20 protein-coding genes are annotated in these 20,875 nt (G+C 44.0%); 9 read left to right on the top strand and 11 right to left on the bottom strand.

The genetic code is table 11. The features are described 5' to 3' along the window. Positions 1-302: 302 nt before the first annotated feature. From JHD44_RS15115 to JHD44_RS15100, 4 genes are all read right to left on the bottom strand, one after another. Positions 303-560 (bottom strand): hypothetical protein, encoded by a 258-nt coding sequence (locus JHD44_RS15115; RefSeq protein WP_199463604.1) that lies wholly within the window; start codon positions 558-560, stop codon positions 303-305. 99 nt (positions 561-659) lie between these two features. Further along, the gene (locus JHD44_RS15110; RefSeq protein ID WP_199463603.1) at positions 660-1,907 is read right to left on the bottom strand and encodes an MFS transporter; all 1,248 of its coding nucleotides are present in this window, start codon (positions 1,905-1,907) and stop codon (positions 660-662) included. A gap of 44 nt (positions 1,908-1,951) precedes the next feature. Then, entirely contained in the window at positions 1,952-3,961 is a 2,010-nt protein-coding gene (locus JHD44_RS15105; RefSeq protein ID WP_199463602.1) for a TonB-dependent receptor, read from the bottom strand. 265 nt (positions 3,962-4,226) lie between these two features. Beyond that, complete coding sequence (locus tag JHD44_RS15100; protein ID WP_199463601.1) at positions 4,227-4,955, bottom strand: PIG-L deacetylase family protein; 729 nt, start codon at positions 4,953-4,955, stop codon at positions 4,227-4,229. Between the two features lie 137 nt (positions 4,956-5,092). Between JHD44_RS15100 and folE2 the strand changes: the two genes are divergently transcribed. From folE2 to JHD44_RS15080, 4 genes are all read left to right on the top strand, one after another. Then, positions 5,093-5,986: a GTP cyclohydrolase FolE2 gene (folE2, locus tag JHD44_RS15095; protein WP_199463600.1), complete on the top strand. Its 894-nt coding sequence runs from the start codon at positions 5,093-5,095 to the stop codon at positions 5,984-5,986. An 11-nt stretch (positions 5,987-5,997) separates the two neighbouring features. Further along, positions 5,998-7,335 carry a dihydroorotase gene (locus JHD44_RS15090; protein WP_199463599.1) on the top strand — a complete coding sequence of 446 codons (1,338 nt, stop codon included), beginning with the start codon at positions 5,998-6,000 and terminating at the stop codon, positions 7,333-7,335. Positions 7,336-7,585: 250 nt separating this feature from the next. Then, positions 7,586-8,563 carry a DUF1852 domain-containing protein gene (locus tag JHD44_RS15085; RefSeq protein ID WP_199463598.1) on the top strand — a complete coding sequence of 326 codons (978 nt, stop codon included), beginning with the start codon at positions 7,586-7,588 and terminating at the stop codon, positions 8,561-8,563. A 40-nt stretch (positions 8,564-8,603) separates the two neighbouring features. Then, the gene (locus JHD44_RS15080; protein WP_199463597.1) at positions 8,604-9,629 is read left to right on the top strand and encodes a methionine synthase; all 1,026 of its coding nucleotides are present in this window, start codon (positions 8,604-8,606) and stop codon (positions 9,627-9,629) included. Between the two features lie 43 nt (positions 9,630-9,672). Here JHD44_RS15080 and JHD44_RS15075 read toward each other — a convergent pair whose 3' ends face one another. Both JHD44_RS15075 and JHD44_RS15070 read right to left on the bottom strand, forming a co-directional pair. Then, positions 9,673-11,061 carry a sigma-54-dependent transcriptional regulator gene (locus tag JHD44_RS15075; protein ID WP_199463596.1) on the bottom strand — a complete coding sequence of 463 codons (1,389 nt, stop codon included), beginning with the start codon at positions 11,059-11,061 and terminating at the stop codon, positions 9,673-9,675. Next, the gene (locus JHD44_RS15070; RefSeq protein WP_199463595.1) at positions 11,054-12,946 is read right to left on the bottom strand and encodes a sensor histidine kinase; all 1,893 of its coding nucleotides are present in this window, start codon (positions 12,944-12,946) and stop codon (positions 11,054-11,056) included. The genes JHD44_RS15075 and JHD44_RS15070 overlap by 8 nt, the downstream gene beginning before the upstream one ends. A gap of 291 nt (positions 12,947-13,237) precedes the next feature. Between JHD44_RS15070 and JHD44_RS15065 the strand changes: the two genes are divergently transcribed. The 3 genes from JHD44_RS15065 (at position 13,238) to hemG (ending at position 16,353) form a co-directional block, all read left to right on the top strand. Beyond that, positions 13,238-14,644: a cytochrome ubiquinol oxidase subunit I gene (locus tag JHD44_RS15065; protein ID WP_199463594.1), complete on the top strand. Its 1,407-nt coding sequence runs from the start codon at positions 13,238-13,240 to the stop codon at positions 14,642-14,644. After that, positions 14,644-15,639, top strand: a complete 996-nt coding sequence (gene cydB, locus JHD44_RS15060; RefSeq protein ID WP_199463593.1) for a cytochrome d ubiquinol oxidase subunit II — start codon at positions 14,644-14,646, stop codon at positions 15,637-15,639. The genes JHD44_RS15065 and cydB overlap by 1 nt, the downstream gene beginning before the upstream one ends. A gap of 192 nt (positions 15,640-15,831) precedes the next feature. Beyond that, positions 15,832-16,353: a menaquinone-dependent protoporphyrinogen IX dehydrogenase gene (hemG, locus tag JHD44_RS15055; protein ID WP_199463592.1), complete on the top strand. Its 522-nt coding sequence runs from the start codon at positions 15,832-15,834 to the stop codon at positions 16,351-16,353. Here hemG and JHD44_RS15050 read toward each other — a convergent pair. After that, positions 16,350-17,558: an EAL and HDOD domain-containing protein gene (locus JHD44_RS15050; protein WP_199463591.1), complete on the bottom strand. Its 1,209-nt coding sequence runs from the start codon at positions 17,556-17,558 to the stop codon at positions 16,350-16,352. The two genes, hemG and JHD44_RS15050, sit on opposite strands and share 4 nt — an antisense overlap. A gap of 199 nt (positions 17,559-17,757) precedes the next feature. On the opposite strand from JHD44_RS15050, the gene JHD44_RS15045 reads away from it, so the two are divergent. Beyond that, entirely contained in the window at positions 17,758-18,021 is a 264-nt protein-coding gene (locus JHD44_RS15045) for a type B 50S ribosomal protein L31 (protein ID WP_199463590.1), read from the top strand. After that, positions 18,021-18,164 carry a type B 50S ribosomal protein L36 gene (gene ykgO, locus JHD44_RS15040; RefSeq protein WP_133559425.1) on the top strand — a complete coding sequence of 48 codons (144 nt, stop codon included), beginning with the start codon at positions 18,021-18,023 and terminating at the stop codon, positions 18,162-18,164. Before JHD44_RS15045 ends, ykgO begins: the two co-directional genes overlap by 1 nt. A gap of 54 nt (positions 18,165-18,218) precedes the next feature. Here ykgO and JHD44_RS15035 read toward each other — a convergent pair whose 3' ends face one another. From JHD44_RS15035 to cbiM, 4 genes are read right to left on the bottom strand one after another with little or no spacing between them, the layout of a single operon-like run. Then, on the bottom strand, positions 18,219-18,881 hold the full coding sequence (locus JHD44_RS15035; protein WP_199463589.1) for an energy-coupling factor ABC transporter ATP-binding protein: 663 nt from the start codon (positions 18,879-18,881) through the stop codon (positions 18,219-18,221). Beyond that, entirely contained in the window at positions 18,878-19,660 is a 783-nt protein-coding gene (gene cbiQ / locus JHD44_RS15030) for a cobalt ECF transporter T component CbiQ (protein WP_199463588.1), read from the bottom strand. The genes JHD44_RS15035 and cbiQ overlap by 4 nt, the downstream gene beginning before the upstream one ends. Next, the gene (locus JHD44_RS15025) at positions 19,653-20,258 is read right to left on the bottom strand and encodes a hypothetical protein (protein ID WP_199463587.1); all 606 of its coding nucleotides are present in this window, start codon (positions 20,256-20,258) and stop codon (positions 19,653-19,655) included. Before JHD44_RS15025 ends, cbiQ begins: the two co-directional genes overlap by 8 nt. Next, positions 20,251-20,871 (bottom strand): cobalt transporter CbiM, encoded by a 621-nt coding sequence (cbiM, locus tag JHD44_RS15020; protein WP_199463586.1) that lies wholly within the window; start codon positions 20,869-20,871, stop codon positions 20,251-20,253. Before cbiM ends, JHD44_RS15025 begins: the two co-directional genes overlap by 8 nt. Positions 20,872-20,875: the final 4 nt, after the last annotated feature.

The raw sequence follows: 20,875 nt of genomic DNA, 5'->3' as shown, positions 1-20,875 counted from the left end.
GAAAGTTCTCATAAAAATTGGCAAATAAGAGTAATTAATGCAGTTACGGGTAGTAATGGACTTGAAGATATAAAGAAAGCAACAAATATTTTTCTATATCAGTATCCAAAATTTTCTGAAGAAAACTATTGGATTCTTGAATGCAGTGTCTGAATCGATTAGAAATTTAGAAAATGAAGAAAGTGTAGATCAAAATCACAGCTCAAAAGCTGAAATTAAGCGGCGATTAGAGGTAACCTCCCCCTCCCAACCTTCCCCCTTTTAAGAGGAGTCTTGGGAGAGGTTTACAAACTCTACATATTTTATCGTCTTAACCAATGAAAAAGGTGTCCTTGCAGTTTGCCCATGATGGTAGACATAATTGGTACAATGACGATGGTCATAATCAATAAGCGAATCGGTAAAGTAAGGCTTTCAACATTCAAGGCCTCTGAAATATAAGGAAAGATCACATCGAATATTGGGAAAAAAATGTTAAGTAAAGGGTAAATAGACAACCATACTATTAGCATGATTTTCCATTTTTTGGGTGGTGTGGGCTGAGTATTCGTTTGGTTCATGACTCGATCTCCTTAAAAGTTTATAAGTCGACGAATACGAAAGACAGGCATTTCCGTATTCATATAGGATAAAAAAGCGGTTTAAAACCGCTTCATAAATCAGGCGATTACCGCTTCTGTATAGGATCTCATGGCAATATAGGTCACTAAGGTGACAGATAAAGCTCCCAATAAAAGCGCAGTAAACATGCCTTGATAACCAATGTAGTCCAGTAAGACACCCGCTACAGCGGGAACCAGCATTCGGGACAGTGAAAACAGGCTTGATTGAATTCCATAATCAATCGCTTCGTGATGTTTTCGGCTTTGCGCCATGATTAGCCCAAGAACCAGCCCAGAAGACAAGCCTAAAGAAAGAGCAAGCACAGAGACTGTTGCGACCAGTTGCCACCCATGTGGGAAAGAGTGACTGAGGTGCAGCATAAGGTACAAGGCAATAAGATTAAGGCCACTCACCCAGAATAAAGCCCTGAAACCAGGTACTTTTTTTAGCAGTAAGGCATATAAAAAGCCGGCTAATGCCGCGACGATACCACCAATAGTTGCCAACCAAGCGATTTCATCTACTTTTAATCCATGATCTAACAGTGTTGGTTTTAAAAATAACCAGGCGCAGCCAACAAAAGGAAAATAAGAGACAAGAATGATATTCCACCAGACTTTATCCGGCTGTAAGAAATACCCCTTCCAAGTGCTAATGCTCGTTTCAACTCGGTTGGATAGATAAGAGGCTGTATTCTCTTGACTCGATGCTGTTGCCGTCTCTGCGGTTTCTTTCTCTACAGGAAATAGCATCAACAAAGACAGCGCAATGCCAATCATAAACAGATAGATGGGAGCCTCCCAACCGAATCTGCCATAAACAAAAATCATGATGCCACCGCCGATAATAGAAGCCAGAGCGCTCACGCTAGAACGAAAGGCACCACTGCGCACTTGCTCTTTTTGAGGCAACGTTCGTATAGCAATAGCATTTACTGGAATGTCTACCCAGGTAGCAAAGATAGACGTCACCAGAGTGCATAAGAAGACCTGAATAAAAGGCACTTCTTCAATATTTGATTGGCTTAAGCACACTAACCCTACAATGGTTCCCGCCCCTAAAAAACAGGCCCATTTAAAGTAGTTTGACTTTTTGAAGACAAAGCGTTCAATTGGTGCTGCCATTAAGAACTTAAGTAATACTGGGATTCCTGCCAGCTGAAAAGCACCAATTTCTGCCCCACTCCACCCATTCTGCCGCATGGCTAACGGCATGCCCAAGTACAAGTAAATGGTCATGGCTGTCAGCATGAAGTTGCATAAGCTCACCGAAAAGTGCGTATAGAGAAGCGCTTTGATTTTCATAGTTTCTCCTGTTAATACTGGATCAGAGCCACTTAAACGCATTGTTATAGTCTCATAGTGAATTTCAGGCCTATTTCTCTAGGAGGGCTGTAAACAGTCACATAACCATTTTGATATCCGACTGCGTTATATTCCTTATCTGCTAAGTTATTGATATAACCTGATAGGGAAGCACGTTCGGATAGAGGATAACTAGCAGATAAGTTTATTAAGTTGTAACCATCTTGTTGATAGTTATTACCTGCATCGAGATAAACTTTACTGTTGTAAACGGTGCTGACCATGACATTCCAATCCTCATCATCGTCATAACGTAACGTGACATGGCCATTCCATTCCGGAGCAAAAGGATTTGTGTTACCACTGTAGTCAGATGAGCCATAGGTGTAATCATCGAAGCGTGTTCTATTCCATGCGATTCCAGTTTGCAGTTGCCAATTACTGGATAGCAAATAGTTAAGAGATAATTCCACGCCATCAGATGTGGCTTCTGCCGCATTAGTTAGGTATATGACACCCACACTTGGCATCTGCATTACTTGCATGTCATCGATTTCCATGTGATATGCCGCTACAGCATATTGCACGCTGCGTGTGAGGTTCTCCCCTTTTAGACCCATTTCGATACTGTGAACGGTTTCTGGATCATACTCTCTATAATTGGCACTGGCTGTTGTAGAGTTAAAACCACCGGTTCGGACCCCTTCGCTATAACTCAAGTAGAATTGGTGATTCTTCCGATACTGATCCTTGATGGTAATTTGAGGTGTGAAGTTGGTCCAACCGTCTTCTCTGCTATAGCTGCTTTCTGGGGTAATTTTTACCTTATCTCGCGCAATGCGTGCTCCACCACTTAAACTCCATGTAGATATTAAAGGCTTGCTAATGTTACCGAAAAGTGCGTAAGTGCTACCCTCTTGCTTGGTTCTAAGATCAGAAAGGCCATAATAATAGCTTTGCGAAATGGCTCGAAGGTCATAATCTTGCTGTTCAAAATAACCACCAAAAAGCCAGCTATTTCCTTGATTCTCACCATCCATTTTGAATTCTTGAGAGAAGGTTTTAAAACGGTTATCCCTTGCGATATAGCCAACTTCCGAAGTCTGAAAATCCGTATCCTGTTGAACATCATCTGAGTAATCGTTGTAGGCAGTGATACTGCTAAAGTGAATACCAGAATCATTGGTATGATTCACTTTAAATGACAATGATTGCCCTGAAGATCGGTTCCAGCTGTCAGTCCCCGAAGAGACACCGATATTTTCTGTTGTTGCACTACCCCATAGAGCTGCGCCATCATCATAGTCCACCGAACGGAAACGAATTGTCATATCCGTTTGATCAGAAGCGACCCATTTTAGACCAGTGTTTAAATTGTAATGTTCGCGGTCATCGGCTTTACCACCTGTTGTGTCTTGATCAATAAACCCATCCTGTTCAACATATTCTCCAGAAACCGAAGCGTAAAGAGTATTTGGGCTCAGTTCTTGGCTGGTTAAAAAGCCTACCGTATGCTTATTGCGACTTCCGACCCCAAATGAAAGCTCGGTTCTCTCGGTTTCATCAAGATCATTACTGACTATAGAAATAACACCAGTTTCCGCATTATGACCGTACACAGCGGTCTGTGGCCCCCTCGCTACTTCAACGCTTTTTACATCAACAAATGAACTATCAAAGCCCTGAGCCATTAGAGTAGGAACACCATCAACCAACAATAAAACTGAGCTGGAAAAAGCATTCATATTCGACGTCACGCCACGTATAACTGGAGAATTGACACCTGACTGTCCAAATGGCTGAAAATTTAGCCCCGATACGATTCCTTCCAATTGATCAAGGCTATCGACACCGGATTGTTGCAGATCTTCACCGTATACTTTCGTGACATTTCGAGATGTCTCAGTTTGCGGCTGCTCTACTTTATCTGCTGTTACCATCATAATGGGAAGAGAAGAATTAGCTGAGTCATCAGCTGCCATGACATTAAAAGAAATAACGCACATCACTAAAGCGCGAGACTTTAATGTAGGGTTTAGAGTTTCTATCTTCATTGATCATTCCATATATATTCAGAATGAAACAATTTTACAGGATAATGATATTTATTCTCATATTAGAGGCATATTAATTTCGATAGAAAATTTATGCTAATCGGCGACATAAGTAGTCTCCCACCATTGATTAATACAAACACATGAAAAAAAGCCTACAAAACCAAGCTTTGATAAAGAAGTATTTAGATCATTTCTAAAAATACTAAACAACTAAGTCTAAGGAATTGTAGGCTCTAGTCTCTGCGTATAGTTCAGGTCTTACTTATAATTGACGCTGGACCGTCGGCGTCAGCTTCATATAGCCTTCAGCATATTGAATGTTTCGCTTGGCCGTGATTCCTATATTGCGCTTCGCTTGCACACCTCGCTGAAGCGCAACTCGCGTGTAGTATTCCCACAGGTGTTCTTGACCAGCCATGCATTGAATAGCGCGCAGTTTATTGTCCCAAACATCTGTGATGTCTAAAAAGGTATTCGGCTCCCAGCCACATTGTTCTGTTTGGTGCGGCTCAAATGAATACACAGGGGGCGCTCCAACTATATTCTGGCCTGGGTTATGGCCTTCTGCTTGGGCAATAATGCGTGCTTCTTGCGCTGCATGCATGGCTAACGGGTGATCAAAGTTATAAGGGTCGCGCTCTGAGTGACTCAGTACAAATTCAGGCTGTAATTCGCGATATACATCCACTAGTTTGAATAAGATCTCATCTGAAATTCGCATGGGATAGTCGCCAATATCCCAAAACTCGATGTCTGCCCCAAGAATTTCCACGGCGGCACGTGCCTCTTGCTCTCGAACAGACTTCACTTTTTCCAACGTCATATTCGGCTGACGCCACAGCTTTGCCGATTCGCCACGCTCCCCATAGGACAGACAAATCACTTTGACTTTCCACCCCTGTTTCACATGGCTCGCAATTGCGCCGCCTGCTCGCCAAACAAAATCAGCTGAATGTGCGCTAACAACTAAGGCTGTTTTTTGACTAGACATAAATATATCGATCCTTTGTGTTTTGGTTAATTTTAAAATGTTATAACATAACATCTCAATCCCTCATCATTAGAAATGATGTAAACCTCATCGCTTTTTGTGTAAGGCATGTTTTACAAAGGATGGCTAGTTACAGCATGAACCCAACTTCCCTACTGCCCGATGTCGCCAGTTTAAACGTCTCAGATATCGCCATTGATCAAGTCGGTATGTCACATATCTCGCTCCCGATACTATTCGAAATCGATCAACAAACCATCACGGTAGCCACCAAAGTCAGCATTCGAGCAAATGTTAAAAACCATCAAAAAGGTCTGCATATGTCTCGAATGTACCAATCTTTGCAGGCATTAACGCAATATTCTCTGACACCAGTCACACTCAAAGAGAGTCTTCAATCGGCATTAGAACAACAAAGAGAAGTCAACTCGGACTGTATTTTTTGTGACATAGAAACGGAGGTATTGCGTAAGCGTTCTGCGCTACATACTCAACAGTATGGTTGGAATCACTATCCAGTAAAAGTATTCGCACGTTTTGATCAGCAGACCGGGATATCTGTCTCACTTCGAGTGACCGTCACTTACTCATCAAGTTGTCCAGCATCCGCTGCGCTGTCTAGGCAAGCATTAAAAGAAGTGTTTTTGGATCAATTCCATTACGAACCAAGCAAAGTTGATAAACAACAAATCGCGCAGTGGTTGGAGCAACAAGGGACTTACGCCATCCCTCACAGCCAGCGCAGTGAAGCTGACATTACTGTCGACATAAAGGGTACGGAGTTCCCAATAGAAAATCTCATTGACCTTTGTGAGGGAGCCTTAGGAACGCCTGTTCAAACCTTCGTAAAGCGTCAGGACGAGCAACAATTCGCCATCAATAATGGTCAAAACCCAATGTTCGTTGAAGATGCGAGCAGGCGCCTAATGCAGGCATTAACAGACAACGGTTACTCAGGACACTTAGCCATTTCACACTATGAAAGCCTGCATGGGCATAACGCTGTAGCGCAGTCTAGTTTCGGTCATTAGGATGCTTAAAAATGATAGACGTTGATTTAGTAATACATAATATAGATGTGTGGCTCCCTTCTACAAACGAAATGACCAATGTTGTGTGTCACAAAGGGAAAATCGTTGCGATCCAAAAAGACATAAGCGGCTTTCGTGCCCGATCAACTCTGGACGGCCATGGCAAAACCCTTCTACCAGGTATCATTGACTCCCAGGTACACTTTAGAGAGCCTGGACTTGAGCACAAGGAAACCATCGCCACGGGCACCAAAGGCGCCATTCTTGGCGGTGTAACCAGCATTATTGAGATGCCAAATACCTCTCCCCCAACTACCAATAGCGCAGCATTAAAGAGAAAGTTAGACATCGCGAGAGAGAGCGCTTGGTGTCACTACGCCTTTTATGCCGGAGCAAGCGCCGATAACATCGCGGAGCTTCCCACATTAGAAAAGCTTCCAGGTTGCTCTGGTATTAAGGTATTTATGGGCAGTTCGTTTGGCTCACTTCTCGTCGATGATGATCAAGTACTACGAGATATTTTGTCGTCCTGCCAACGTCGGATTGCAATTCACGCCGAAGACGAACAGCGCTTAAAAGAGCGAAAAGTAATCGCAGATAAATCAGGCAAAGTAGTGTCGCACCCGGAGTGGCGCGATGTCACCAGTGCGCTGACGGCGACGAAAAAAGTGCTAAGCTGCGCACAGCAAACTGGCGCAAAATTACACCTTTTGCATATCTCCAGTGCCGATGAAATGGCCTATTTAAGAGAGCAAAAACAAGTACTTTCACCCAATCAAATCACGGTTGAAACTCTGCCTCAGTATCTACATTTTCACGCGCCAAACTGCTATATCCAAAAAGGTAATCGAGTACAAATGAATCCACCGATCCGAGAGCGATACCATCAACACGCTATTTGGGACGCGATTCATGATGGCACCGTTGACGTCATGGCAACCGACCACGCGCCGCACACATTAGAAGAGAAAAAACAAACCTATCCCGCTTCCCCAAGTGGCATGCCAGGGGTACAGACATTACTACCGATCCTGCTCAACCAAGTCCATCTTGGCAAGCTCACGTTACGAAAAGTCATTGAGCTAGTATGCGAAGGTCCTTGTCGAGTACTGGGCATTCAAAACAAAGGCCGTATCGAAGTGGGTTATGATGCCGACTTTGCTTTGGTCGACTTAAATCTTAAGCATACCTTTGAAGATTCTGAAATGGCCACTCAGTCCGGTTGGACGCCCTATCACGGCGATACCGTCACTGGATTCCCCATTGCCACCGTGTTGGCGGGTGAAGTCGTAATGAAAGACGGAAAGCTGCTGACCCGTTCCCATGGCGCACCACTTACTTTTGCATAATACCCGATATAAAAAATAGGAGGCATTAACTGCCTCTTATAGAAGTTTCGTACAAAATAATTTGCACTAGATTGAAATAATAAAATTAATTTTACTCATCTAAAACTGAAATCAACAAATTTTACTCATAATACATTTCCAACTACTGTATTCCTACACATCACAGCAACTGACTTCTGGAGAATTTAACAGATCAAAGAAGGCAGGAAGTCCAACTGGGTGCGATCCCATAAGATAGGAAGAGTTGAGCATGAGCCAAGCATTTGAATTTTCAGTAAGCACTATTCGGTTTGATGAGCACTATCAGCCGTCAGAAAACACACGTATCACAACAAATTTCGCCAATCTTGCGCGCGGCAAGCGTCGCGAGGCCAATCTTCGTGATACGTTACGAATGATCAATAATCGCTTTAATGCTCTGGCCAACTGGGACAACCCAACGGGCGACCGCTACTCTGTTGAACTTGATATTGTGTCGGTGGATATTGATGTGACTGGAAATGGCCAGACCTTTCCCACCATTGAGATTCTTAAAACGGAAATCGTTGATCAAAGAACAAACGAGCGCATTCCAGGTTTAGTGGGCAATAATTTCTCATCTTATGTGCGAGACTACGATTTCAGCGTATTGCTACAAGAACACAATAAAGATAAACAGGGTTTTAGCATTCCCAATGATTTTGGTGCGCTGCACGGCAAGATTTTTCAGAGCTTTGTTCAGTCTTCAACTTTTAAAGAACATTTCAGCAAGCTGCCGGTGATTTGTTTAAGCGTTTCCGAAACCAAAATCTATCAGCGAACCGAAAATAAACACCCTATTCTTGGCTTTGAATACGTTCCAAATGAGTCCTCGCTCACAGAAACCTATTTCAAACAAATGGGGCTACAGGTGCGCTATTTCATGCCTGCCAACAGTTCCGCGCCGCTGGCGTTCTACTTCTTTGGTGATCTTCTTAACGATTACACCAACTTAGAACTTATTGGCACGATCAGCACGATGGAAACCTTCCAAAAGATCTATCGTCCGGAGATTTACAATGCCAACGCTGCCGCTGGCGAGCGATTCAAGCCCAGCCTAAAACATCTTGATCATTCGCTCACTCAGATCGAATACGACCGAGAAGAACGAAGCCAATTGGCAGTCAAACAAGGAAAGTTTACTGAGGAGCATTTTATTAAGCCTTATCAAACGATTCTGAACCAATGGTCGGCCAACTTTGGCCTGTAACTGACAACTAAGAAATTCACACTGATAAGAGCAACGGAATATGAAAACACTACTGCCAACATCTACCGCAGGTAGCCTGCCAAAACCAGAATGGTTAGCGGAGCCTGAAACGCTTTGGTCCCCTTGGAAACTTGAAGGCGAGCAACTGATTGCTGGGAAACAAGATGCTCTACGTGTCGCACTTCAAGAGCAGCTTTTAGCGGGCATAGACATCGTAAGTGACGGCGAACAGACACGTCAGCATTTTGTGACAACCTTTATTGAGCACTTAAATGGAGTGGACTTTGAAAACCGCAAAACGGTCAAAATTCGCGACCGTTACGATGCCAGTGTTCCTGTAGTTGTTGGCCCAGTGTCTCGACAAAAACCTGTGTTTGTCGATGATGCAACGTTTCTACGTCAACAAACCAAACAACCTATCAAGTGGGCTTTACCTGGTCCGATGACCATGGTTGATACCCTTTATGATGATCACTACCACAGTCGTGAAAAGCTGGCTTGGGAATTTGCCAAAATACTTAATCAAGAGGCAAAAGAACTGGAAGCCGCGGGTGTCGACATTATCCAATTTGACGAGCCTGCGTTTAATGTCTTTTTTGATGAGGTGAACGCTTGGGGCATTGCCTGCCTTGAACGGGCAATTGAAGGGCTTAAGTGCGAAACTGCTGTTCATATCTGTTATGGCTATGGCATCAAAGCCAATACAGATTGGAAAAAAACATTAGGTACCGAATGGCGTCAGTACGAAAAGATATTTCCGAAATTACAAACCTCAAACATCGACATCATTTCGCTGGAATGTCATAACTCGCATGTTCCTATGGAGCTTATGGAGCTGGTTCGAGGCAAAAAAGTCATGGTGGGGGCAATTGACGTGGCTAACCACACAATAGAAACACCAGAAGATGTCGCCGCCACACTTCGTGAAGCGTTGAAGTATGTTGATGCAGATAAGCTTTATCCGTGCACCAACTGCGGCATGGCTCCGCTTCCACGCGAAGTAGCACGAGGTAAACTGCAAGCCTTGGCGGCTGGTGCAGACATTATTCGTAAGGAAATCGCTTAACATTAACCAAGGCTCTTACTTCTATTGAAAGAGCCTCTCTTTTCTAACTCCCTAAACCATATCTTTCAATTTTTTTAATTAGGCCTTGTCTGGATAACCCAAGAAGCTTGGCAGATTGGGTTTTGTTGTGACCTGTTGTGTCTAATGCTTTTCGGATGAGCTTGATTTCTAGCTCCTGAACTTGCTCATCAAGCGAATGAGTAAACGCTACTGGCTTTTCTTCAGAGGTTAAGATTGGCGAGCGACTTTGAGGCGTTACATCGTAGTTAAGTACTTGAATTTCCGTTAAGGAAATTTGGCCTGCCACGGCGATCGCTGCTACGCTCTCAAGAGTATTTTTCAGCTCTCTTACGTTTCCTTGCCATGGACGTTGCCGAAACCATTGAAGCGCTTCATTTGAAAGATAAAACTTTCTACTTTGATGTGTTTCTAATGCAGCAATAAAGTGTTTCAATAAAACGGGGATGTCCTCTTGACGCATATGAAGTGCTTGCGTTTCGATGTTAACGCCTTTGATCCGATAATACAGATCTTCACGAAAGTCACCACTTGCTATGAGCTGAGCCAAATCAGCATTCGTAGCTGAAATAATCCGCACGTCGATAGACTCTAGCTCTCGTGCCCCCACACGAAAATAGCTACCCTCCTGTAAAACCCTCAGCATTTTGACTTGCATTGGCACTGGCATTTCACCAATTTCATCGAGAAATAAAGTACCACCATCCGCAAGCTTTAGGAGGCCAACTTTATCTTTATCTGCCCCGGTAAAAGCGCCTTTTACATGGCCAAATAGCTCACTTTCTAACAGTTCTGCTGGGATAGCACCGCAGTGTACAGAAACAAATGGCTTTTTTGCCCGAGGACTCATATCGTGTAGTGCCCTCGAAATAACCTCTTTACCTGTTCCAGAAGGTCCCGTCACTAGCACTCTAACGTCTGTCGGAGCAATACGTTCTATCAAAGAACGCACACGCTGCGCACTGTCAGAAATACCAATGTACTTTTCTGAACCTAACTTCGGAGAAGTCTCTTGTAAACGCTCTACTTCGCGCTCTAGTCGTGTCTTTGCCAATGCCCTCTTCACCACAACGGCTAACATTTCGGGGTCTATAGGCTTGGCGATAAAGTCCCAAGCACCTTGAGAAATCGCTTGCAATGACAGCTCACGTTCGGCGTGTCCGGTAATAATAATCACTGGGCAACCACCAAATTCTGGCATGGTCTGCAGCGTTTTCTGAGGATCAAAGTAAGGGGGTAAGGAAAGGTCTAGCAATACTAAATCTGGCTGTCCTTGGCTTTTTTTCGCTTCTAAGGCTTCATCCGTCGAGCCAACCGTCTTAACTCTAAACCCTTGTTGACGCAACCAACCTCCTGCCAACTCACGAAAAGCAGGTTCATCATCGACCAATAAGATGTAGCCATGATCAGACATCTTTGGATTCTCCTTTGGTTTGTACTGTGGGATTGAGAGGTAATCGGATTTCAAAGGTAACGGGCCAATTTAGATCATTACGATGACCAATTTGCCCATGATGAGCATCAAGGATGCGCCTTACAATGGCCAGTCCCAGTCCGCTACCTCCTTGTCTTTTGCTGACAAATGGGCGGAATAATTCTTCTTGTCCAATACTGGGATCTAGGGACGGACCATTATTATGGATACGACAAGCTAACTCTGAATTTTCTTTATGTGCTTCGATACAGATCGAGCCATCACCCTGATTGCGCACGAAGGCCAAAGCGTTATCAATGAGATTAATAAATACTTGCTGTAAGCGGTGCGGATCAGCATTCACTTCGAGCTGCTCTTCAATTTGTAAGGTGATCAAAACGTTATCTGTGTTCAAAGAGCTCAAGACACTCCCTAACAAAGGTTTTATAAACACAGGCTGATATTGGAGTGTAAGCTTGCCTGAATACACCAGCATATCACTTACTAAACGATCGGCACGGGTTAACTGCTCTTGGATATGACGGCGTGTATCAGCAGGTGAATTGTACGACGCCATTGAGATAATATTTAAAGGGTTACGTAACTCATGAGCCATCGCAGCTGAAAGACTACCTAACTCGACTAGATGTTGTTCATCTAAACGTTTTCGTTCTGTTTCTGCTAACGCGAGAGATCGTTCAAGTGCAGCACATTGTGTCGCAAATAAAGAACTAAAGACGTCCAAAGTCAGTCGCATACCAGGGCTAATATCGTTGGTGTGTACGGGTTGTGCGAACCAACCATTCAATTCTTTCTGTACGACAATATGAAGCTCTTCTGGCACATCCGCAGGCTCAAGGCAAATTGGTACAGGCTGTCTAAGGTGTTGTGCCAGTTGCTGTTCACCCAGTAATGTTAATGCTTGCCATGATCCTGCATGATTCAACTCCCTATTCCAATTATCTAAGATGCGCTCATTCAGCACAGCGCCAGGGAATACTAAACGTTCACTGAAACGTTTTAACCATGGGTACACCATCGCTGCTGTTAATAAAACCACCAATGAATATAGCCATAACTGCCATATTGGCACCGTCGCCAAAGCCTGTAAGCCAATGGGGCCTGAAAAAGCCCCCAGTACCGCAATCACACACAGCACAACAAGCATCATCGCTAATGCTAATAAAGCCCGATTCGCGAAACGGTTTACATCCAAAATCTGATAGCGCACCACACCATACACCAGCAGTAATAAATAACTGGGGAGTAACAACATTGGGTAAGGGAAAACATTAATACCAAACGATGGAAACACGAAGCTCGTTGCCAGTAGCAACCCCCATGCCGCGACACCAAACATGGCTAAGATGGAACGTTTTTTATTGCCAGAATGCTGCTGCCAACCAAGCAACAACACCCCATGACCAAGGACACCTATTAATACGGTATATGCTAGATTCACTGCGCCGTGGGCATTAAACACAAAGAATGGCCGTCCATCCATTAATGGCACCGTGTCGCCAGCTTCGGCCCAAATACTGCAAATCACAATAAAGATACTGGTTGCATAGATCCAAGGCATGATGTGTATCAATCTCGTCAACCACGGTTGTTTCTCAGTACCTTCATTGACAAACAATAATGCAAAATGCAGAAAAAAAGTTGGCATTAACGGGTTAGCAAGAACCAAGACCATACCCAGTGTTTCTTGGTTATGCAGCAACGCCAAATGACCTGAACACCATAATGCCATCATCACTGCAAAGCCCGCTAAAGCTCGCAAGTCTGGTTGATGACGAGCACGCCACAACAGCCATGCGGCAACCAAAACGCCACAAACACTGGTTATCCAAATAGATATCTCAAACGCAATCGATAAGGCCAAAACGTAAACCTCGTTGACAGTGTAAACTTTGGATAAATCGTAAACTTTGTTTACGATCAGTTCAAATAAATAATTTTATTTAATAATTTCAACAACTTAAATTAAACATTTTATTGGCACAATCAATGCTAAAGATCAATCAACATGATTTAACTCAATACAGCCCTCGAGGTAACACCTATGCACTACAGCCAGCTTTTAATTGACGCCTTTGTTTTAGTTAGCATCATCAGTCTTGCCATCACCCCACTTGCATTGCGCCGCTTTGCTTCTAAAGCGTAGGATTTTCTTATGGAACTCGATACCGCTTTACTCTCTCGCTTACAGTTCGCGTTTACTGTTAGCTTTCATATCATCTTCCCTAGCATCACCATCGGCTTAGCCACCTTGATTGCCATTTGGGAAGGTCTATGGCTAAAAACCCATGATCCTCGTTATCTACAATTGGCCAAGTTCTGGATCAAACCCTTTGCCATCACCTTTGGTATGGGTGTGGTTTCAGGGATTGTCCTATCCTATGAATTTGGCACTAATTTCTCTAAGTTCTCAGACATTGTTGGTCCTGTGCTAGGTCCATTAATGGCTTATGAGGTGTTAACTGCCTTTTTCTTAGAAGCTGGCTTCTTAGGCGTCATGCTATTTGGTTGGCAGCGTGTAGGGCGCAAACTACATTTTTTTTCAACGGTAGTCGTTGCGATAGGTACATGGATTTCAGCCTTTTGGATCATCGTCGCAAACTCTTGGATGCAAACACCCCAAGGCCATATCATCGTTGACGGTCAATTTCATGTTGAAGATTGGTTCGAAGTGATTTTTAACCCTTCTATGCCGTATCGTCTTTCCCATATGTTATTGGCATCTTTCATCACTGCAACGTTTGTAGTGGCTGGTGTCTGTGCGTATTACTTACTTAAAAAACAACACACTGAGTTTGCCAAAAAAGGCTTATCCATGACCATGTGGATTGCGCTCGTTCTTACGCCACTGCAAGCGTTGGTGGGAGACCATCACGGTTTAAACGTCAAAGAGCATCAACCAACTAAACTTGCCGCAATGGAAGGTATTTGGCCTGCAAAAGAAGAACATGTTCCGCTATTACTGTTTGCGATGCCTAATATGGAAACCGAATCCAATGACTATGAACTGGGTATCCCAAGCTTAGGCAGCCTGATCTTGACCCATACTTTCGATGGCGCTGTACAAGGCTTAAAAGCTGTTCCGCCTGAAGATCGCCCTAACGTACCACTGGTTTTCTGGTCATTCCGAGTGATGGTGGGATTGGGATTTGGCATGATTGGCTTAGCTGTACTTGCACTGTGGCTCCGTAAGCGCGGTAGTTTGTTCAGTAATAAACCATTCCTAACCGCGTTGGCCTTATTTACCCCTTCAGGTGTCATTTCCGTACTAGCGGGTTGGTATGTGGTCGAGGTTGGCCGCCAACCTTGGTTAGTGTACAACCTGGTTCGTACCAGTGAAGTCGTCTCGCCACTGCCTGCTGAGCGAGTACTGTTTACTTTGATCGGCTTTGTGGTGATCTATACCTTGCTGTTGGGCGTCTACCTTTACTTCATGCGTAAGCTGATCAAAAAAGGCCCGCCGTCAATGGCACATCTTGAAGAACAATTAATTGGTATGAAAGCACCGGGTTATGCATTAGCTTGGGTGAAAAACCTCAAACATGAAGAGGGAGTAAAATAATGGATTTAGTTCTTTTCTATTTCTTGATCCTTGGCTTTGCTGTCTTGATGTATGTGTTATTGGATGGCTTTGATTTAGGCGTGGGTATTCTCTACCCATGGTTTGACCAAACAGGTGAGCGTGACCACCTGATGCGTTCCATCTCACATGTTTGGGATGGTAACGAGACATGGCTGGTATTTGGCGGTGTCGTTCTATTCGCTGCCTTTCCAGCCGCCTATGCGGGTATTTTATCAACATTCTACTTACCAATTATATTAATGTTGTTTGCCCTTATATTTCGTGGCGTCGCATTTGAATACCGTTTTAAAGCTGACCGCTCTCGCCCCTATTGGGACTTTGCATTTAGCGCGGGCTCTGCCACCGCAGCTTTTTGCCAAGGCTTAATCTTAGGATCAATCGTTCAAGGTGTTAATGTTAATCATATTCAACTCGACAGTTGGTATTGGTTATCGCCATTCGCCATTTTGACTGGATTCAGCGTCATGGCAGGCTATGCCTTACTTGGTGCAAGCTATCTGTATATGAAAAGTCGTGGTCGTATTCAGCAGCATGCAGCGCACTTAGCAAAACGGCTTCTTCTAGGCGTCATGGTGGCCATGTTAATTGTTAGTTTATGGACTGTACTCTCTTCAGATGATATTCGTGAGCGCTGGTTTGCAGACGGTAACTTTTTATACTTAAGTCCATTGCCATTACTGTCCGCACTGTTTGCCGTGTTAGCTTGGAAAGGTCTCAGCGATACGATCCATGAAATCCGCCCATTTTGGTATGTTGCCGGTATATTTACCCTAGGTTTTGCTGGTTTGGTTGTTAGTCTATTTCCCTACCTGATACCGAACCAATTGACGATCTGGGACGCCGCGGCCCCGGACTCAAGCCTTAAATTCCTTGTTGTCGGCATCGCGATTTTTATCCCACTAATCCTTGCTTATACCTTGTGGGGATACCGTGTTTTTGCCGGAAAGGTTGAGGATTATCAGGAGGGCTACTAATGAAAGCCACTATGAAAAATTTGAAGTCTTGGCAGTGGTTCACACTCCTCTATGTCTCAGGTCTGATTAGCCTTAGCATAATTGCTTACGGCTTACGATTTCTGATACATAGTGTTGGATAATTTGGATGCCAAACCAAGCCTCATAGACAAAGGCTTGGTTTGGCGATCAAATCATTAAAAGGCATCCGAGATGATAAAAACACTCGCACTCTATTCAAGTGTTGATGGTCAGACTAAAAGAATTTGCCAGCGTATTGGCGAACATATCAAGACCGATCACGATGTGACCTTAATCGATATTTATAACGCGACAGCGGTTGATTTAGCGAACTATGAAAAGGTTATTTTGGGCGGGAGCGTTCGTTATGGTAAACATCGGCCAGAATTTGAACACTTTTTAATCGAACAGGAGACCTTACTCAGTACAAAAAAGACGTTGTTATTTAGCGTTAATGCCACCGCCAGAAAAACCAACAAATGCTTACCTTCAAACAACCCATATTTTATAAAACTCAAGCATAAAACGGGTATTCATGCAGACATTGAAGCCGTTTTTGCAGGCAAACTGCACTTGGCTAACAATAGCATCTTCGATCGTTTTATGATCAAACTGATCTTTAAAATGAGTGGTGAACAGATCGGTAATGGTGAAATTCAATTCACTGATTGGGGCCAAGTTGACCGTATCGCGACTGAATTCCAGCAACTCTAATCGTAAAGCCCTGCTAGCATTGTCATAGCCCAGCTCCGGCTGTCCAAGTAATAACCATTTAGTTTGTCGACCGTCGTTCCATTAGCGGAATGCAAATCGGCTTTTTCAAATGTTTTCACTAAGTTGAGTATGCTGCCTAGCTTACCTTTGTGGCTGATAAGAGCCTCCACGCTATCTTGATTAATCGGTAATTGCTCGCAAACTTTATTAATTGGCTGGCCTAACATTAAGTCAGCCATCGATAACATCCCTACTAAGAATGCTTCATCTGAATTGGATTTAAATTCATTTTCAGCCAAAGCCCTACACATAGCAGCACGGGTTAAAACTTTTGGCAGTAATAACATCCTACATGGGTCATCGTTGGCTAGGACAAGCGTGCTCACTAAGGTTCGTAGCTTTTCTAACCCCAGTAGAGTTAATGCCTGATGTAAGTTACTGATCACATTCGCTCGTTTATACTGAGCTGAATTCATCATTTTTAACAAGCGAACCACTAACTGAGGCTCTAAAACCAACAACTTCTCTACTTTCTCTAAATCAACATCACATACATAAAGCTCGTTGAGAATTTCAAGCCTGACGTTTGCATTGCCGCTGCGGTCGACCGATGTCGCACTTTTGATCTCTGGCTTAGCGTAGAAATAGCCTTGAAAAAGTGTAAACCCTACCTCTTTGCAACGTTCAAACATCGCAACGTCTTCAACTTTTTCCGCAAGCAATGTAATGCCCTGATCTAGGTATAGCTCAATATTGCTCTTTTGCTGAGCATCTAGCATATCAAGTTTGATGATATCAGCTACCTCAAGTAATGGCCGTGTTTGTTCATTAAGAACAAAATCATCTAAAGCGATTTGATAACCAAGTGCCTTTACATGCCGAAGAGCTGTGAGAATATCCTCGTCACCCTCAACTGTTTCTAGTACTTCAATGACAACTTGTTCTGGATACGGAGGCAGTAGCTCAGGTTTTAGCAACCATTCTCTTGGGGCGTTAAAAAATAACTTACCACTGCCGCAGAGGTTTTCAATACCGGTTTCATAGAAAGCCGCATTACAAGCCCTTGCCGTGGCTTCTAACTCGTTATTAATAATTGCCTTAGTAGTCGATGATGCAGATCGATAAAGAAGTTCATCCGCTACATGGACCATATTTAGGTCGCATATGGGTTGTAATGCAACACAGTAGGACTGAGATAAAGGCATAAAAAGTCACTTCAAAAAAACATCTATGAAAATTTATAAAAACAAAGTCTCTTGTTATTTATAGCTTAATCATCAAATTTTTCCTCCTTCAAAAATACTGATGTCACGACAGAGATACCAAACAATTAATGATATCGATTATCATTTACATAATAGATGTTATGATATAACATAATTAAATCATTCAAGGAGGCACCCTATGCGTTCAAACATTCACCCGGAATACCGTACAGTCGTATTTCATGACACCAGCGTAGACACCTATTTCCTAATCAAAACTACGCTACAAACTTCACAGACAATTGAGTGGAAGGACGGGAACACCTACCCCTACCACACCATTGATATTTCCTCGGCCTCTCATCCGGTCTACACTGGTGAGCAACGTGCCACACAGTTGGAAGGACGTGTTCAAAACTTCAAACGTCGCTTTGGTTCTCGTCAGTTAAAAGGAGCACGTTAATGCAAGTTTTGTCATCACTGAAAACGGCTAAAAAGCGCCACCCAGACTGTCAAGTGGTAAAACGCCGTGGTCGACTATTCGTAATTTGTAAATCAAATCCACGATTTAAAGCCGTACAAGGCAAAGGTGGGAAGAAACGATAGTTTCTAGAATAGAAAAAGGGGCTAACCGATTTGGTAGCCCCATATGAAGGCTGCTTAAATAACCATTAGTGCTGCGTTCTCAAGACGCAGTTCACGGGTAGATAGCTGATCAACAAAATCCGCATCATGGGACACTATGACCATGGCTTGAGGCAAGCTAAGAAGCGTATCGATCAAACGTTGACGGGCTTTAACATCCAGGGCATTACTTGGCTCGTCTAGCAATAACACATCCGGCTCCATTGCTAAGACGGCGGCCAGAGTTATCATGCGCTTTTCACCGCCTGAAAGTTGGTGAGTGATCCTTTCTTCAAACCCAGCCATACCAAGTGAGGTCAATGTATCTTTAGCAATCTGCAAAGCTTCTGTCCGTGACTTGCCCAAGTTCAACGGGCCAAATGCCACATCTTCTAACACCGTCGGACAAAACAATTGGTCATCTGGATCTTGAAACAAAAACCCAGCCCTTGCTCGCACCTCCACAAACTCTTTTTCGTCATTTCGCGTTTTACCAAACGCCCAAATCTGGCCTGTTTTGGGCTTCTTTAAGCCTACTAACAAGTGTAAAAAAGTCGTCTTACCCGCACCATTTGGCCCAGTGAGCGCTACTCGCTCTCCTCTTTTCAATTCAAAATCCACCTGATCTAACACCACACCCCGTCTCGGGTAGCGATAGCTTAAACCAGTTACTTTGAAAAAAGATTCGTCGCTGCTCATAGAAAATTTAATCCGATCAATAGACACAAAACAGGTGTAAAAATAAGGCTGAAAGTCAGGTCTTTCTGGCTCAAGCGCATATCGTCAAATAAATAGAACTTGCCTTGATATCCGCGGCACTTCATAGCATCCATGATACGTTCTGAGCGTTCCAATGAGTGGACCAATAGCATGCCGATTAAGTAGCCTATCGAGCGCCATGTATGTCGATCTGTACGTAATACGAAGGCTCTAGCTTTCATAGCGCGTCGCATACGTTTGTACTCTTGCCCAATGACTTCTAAATAGCGCACTGTGAAAAGCATCAAGTGCACCAGTTTATCCGGAATGCGTAAGCGTGCTAGAGCATGTCCGAGCACCGTGGCGCTGAGTGTACCAATAAGCGCTAACAGCGTTAGTACCACAGCATGCGCTTTCAATAGAATCACGACAGCATGGAGAAAACCTTCCTTGCTGGCTGAAAGACCTAAGATGCTGAACCAAGTCTCTCCAGGTGTTGTAAAAGGCAACAATATGATCAGAAAAATCATAAACATATCCATCGCCAACACTCGACGTAAGGTGCGTTTTAGGTTCAATCTAGCGAGAAGTGCTAACAGCAAACCTACGCCGACCGCGACACATAGGCTTAAAAAGCTCTGTGATAACACGGTGATCAGGGCAAACAAGGAAGCCATCACCACCCGCAAGCGAGGATCTATATGATCCACGATTGAACGGTGATGTTTAACTTTTTGACCTTGCCAAGAGGTGCCGCTGTGCTCCAGAAACTCAGGCATTTGCCTTTTCCTGTTTCTCTTTTTGACGCTGGCGCCACCAAATCCCTAAGCCACATAGGCCAAAGATGTAACCAATGCCGCCTAATATATCTTGCATCCCAGCTTTCGCTTGATACTGCATCAATTCTTGGCGTAACGGCTTCACTTGTTTCGCCACGGCTTTTTCAATCATGGCCTCAAGCTCAGCTTGATCCATCCCTGAGGTAGACATTGAAGTCGCCTTGGATGCCTGCTTCGTATCGCTATTCTCAGCGCTAATAACGTCTCCCGACAAAGACTCCGGCAGTTGGTCTGCGGGTAGCATTTCTTCCATCACATGCCCTGAACTCATGTTGGCATAGAAAAAGTGATCAATACGCTTCTTCGCCTCAAAGGCAAACAATCCTTCAGCATCGGTTTTCACACGCCCTAACTCATTCCCCAAGGAATCGAACACAATCACTTCTGTGCCCTCAGCCGCCATGTCACCATTTGAAAAGCCGATCTCGCCTTCAATGGTTGAGCCTATCGCATACACACCGCTGATCACATTGTGTGCTTGAACCATAAAAGACGAGCACATGCACAAGACCGTCAGAATGAATCGCCATCTAGCCATAGACACGCTCCTCATCCAATCCAAGGAAAGTAGGCTTCACTTTTCGGATCAACAGCACCGCTGATGCCGTCACAAAACCTTCGATGATCATCACTGGTATATGTGCGATAAACGTCGCTTTGGCAGCCAACGCAAACCCTTCTCCCGATAGCATTAAAGACACGGCGACCATTAAGGTCGTCAGGATAATGCTTCCAGCACCGCCGATTGCCCCCCATATGGCAGCCACTTTCGGGGAACTGGATTGAATACCATAGCGGCAACCGTAGTAAACCAGCACGGCAGGTAACGCGATATTCAACGTGTTGACACCCAACACGACAAAACCGCCAAAGCCAAAGAAAACGGCTTGCAGGAATAACGCAATCAATAACGCAGGGAACGCAGCCCACCCAAGTGCCAATCCGATTAAACCGTTAAGAATCAAATGCACACTCGAAAAACCAATCGGTAAATGGATGTAAGAGGCAATAAAAAATGCAGCTGACAATACGCCCACCTGCGGAAGGTGGTCATAATCCATCTTCTTTAAGCCTAAAGCCACACCGGCCGCCGTTAACACGGCGCCGATGGCTAAGACGGGAACGGATAACGCTCCGTCTACAATATGCATACCT

Source organism: Marinomonas ostreistagni (genome assembly GCF_016461785.1).
GTDB lineage: Bacteria > Pseudomonadota > Gammaproteobacteria > Pseudomonadales > Marinomonadaceae > Marinomonas > Marinomonas ostreistagni_A.
The sequence above is the reverse complement of the archived record's forward strand: the minus strand, read 5'-3'. Positions and strand labels throughout refer to the sequence as shown.

What these genes read in the sequence shown, in the direction of transcription:
- JHD44_RS15115 (WP_199463604.1), bottom strand. Translation starts at nt 560, where the DNA reads ATGAACCAAACGAATACTCAGCCCACACCACCCAAAAAATGGAAAATC.
- JHD44_RS15110 (WP_199463603.1), bottom strand. Translation starts at nt 1,907, where the DNA reads ATGAAAATCAAAGCGCTTCTCTATACGCACTTTTCGGTGAGCTTATGC.
- JHD44_RS15105 (WP_199463602.1), bottom strand. Translation starts at nt 3,961, where the DNA reads ATGAAGATAGAAACTCTAAACCCTACATTAAAGTCTCGCGCTTTAGTG.
- JHD44_RS15100 (WP_199463601.1), bottom strand. Translation starts at nt 4,955, where the DNA reads ATGTCTAGTCAAAAAACAGCCTTAGTTGTTAGCGCACATTCAGCTGAT.
- folE2 (WP_199463600.1), top strand. Translation starts at nt 5,093, where the DNA reads ATGAACCCAACTTCCCTACTGCCCGATGTCGCCAGTTTAAACGTCTCA.
- JHD44_RS15090 (WP_199463599.1), top strand. Translation starts at nt 5,998, where the DNA reads ATGATAGACGTTGATTTAGTAATACATAATATAGATGTGTGGCTCCCT.
- JHD44_RS15085 (WP_199463598.1), top strand. Translation starts at nt 7,586, where the DNA reads ATGAGCCAAGCATTTGAATTTTCAGTAAGCACTATTCGGTTTGATGAG.
- JHD44_RS15080 (WP_199463597.1), top strand. Translation starts at nt 8,604, where the DNA reads ATGAAAACACTACTGCCAACATCTACCGCAGGTAGCCTGCCAAAACCA.
- JHD44_RS15075 (WP_199463596.1), bottom strand. Translation starts at nt 11,061, where the DNA reads ATGTCTGATCATGGCTACATCTTATTGGTCGATGATGAACCTGCTTTT.
- JHD44_RS15065 (WP_199463594.1), top strand. Translation starts at nt 13,238, where the DNA reads ATGGAACTCGATACCGCTTTACTCTCTCGCTTACAGTTCGCGTTTACT.
- cydB (WP_199463593.1), top strand. Translation starts at nt 14,644, where the DNA reads ATGGATTTAGTTCTTTTCTATTTCTTGATCCTTGGCTTTGCTGTCTTG.
- hemG (WP_199463592.1), top strand. Translation starts at nt 15,832, where the DNA reads ATGATAAAAACACTCGCACTCTATTCAAGTGTTGATGGTCAGACTAAA.
- JHD44_RS15050 (WP_199463591.1), bottom strand. Translation starts at nt 17,558, where the DNA reads ATGCCTTTATCTCAGTCCTACTGTGTTGCATTACAACCCATATGCGAC.
- JHD44_RS15045 (WP_199463590.1), top strand. Translation starts at nt 17,758, where the DNA reads ATGCGTTCAAACATTCACCCGGAATACCGTACAGTCGTATTTCATGAC.
- ykgO (WP_133559425.1), top strand. Translation starts at nt 18,021, where the DNA reads ATGCAAGTTTTGTCATCACTGAAAACGGCTAAAAAGCGCCACCCAGAC.
- JHD44_RS15035 (WP_199463589.1), bottom strand. Translation starts at nt 18,881, where the DNA reads ATGAGCAGCGACGAATCTTTTTTCAAAGTAACTGGTTTAAGCTATCGC.
- cbiQ (WP_199463588.1), bottom strand. Translation starts at nt 19,660, where the DNA reads ATGCCTGAGTTTCTGGAGCACAGCGGCACCTCTTGGCAAGGTCAAAAA.
- JHD44_RS15025 (WP_199463587.1), bottom strand. Translation starts at nt 20,258, where the DNA reads ATGGCTAGATGGCGATTCATTCTGACGGTCTTGTGCATGTGCTCGTCT.
- cbiM (WP_199463586.1), bottom strand. Translation starts at nt 20,871, where the DNA reads ATGCATATTGTAGACGGAGCGTTATCCGTTCCCGTCTTAGCCATCGGC.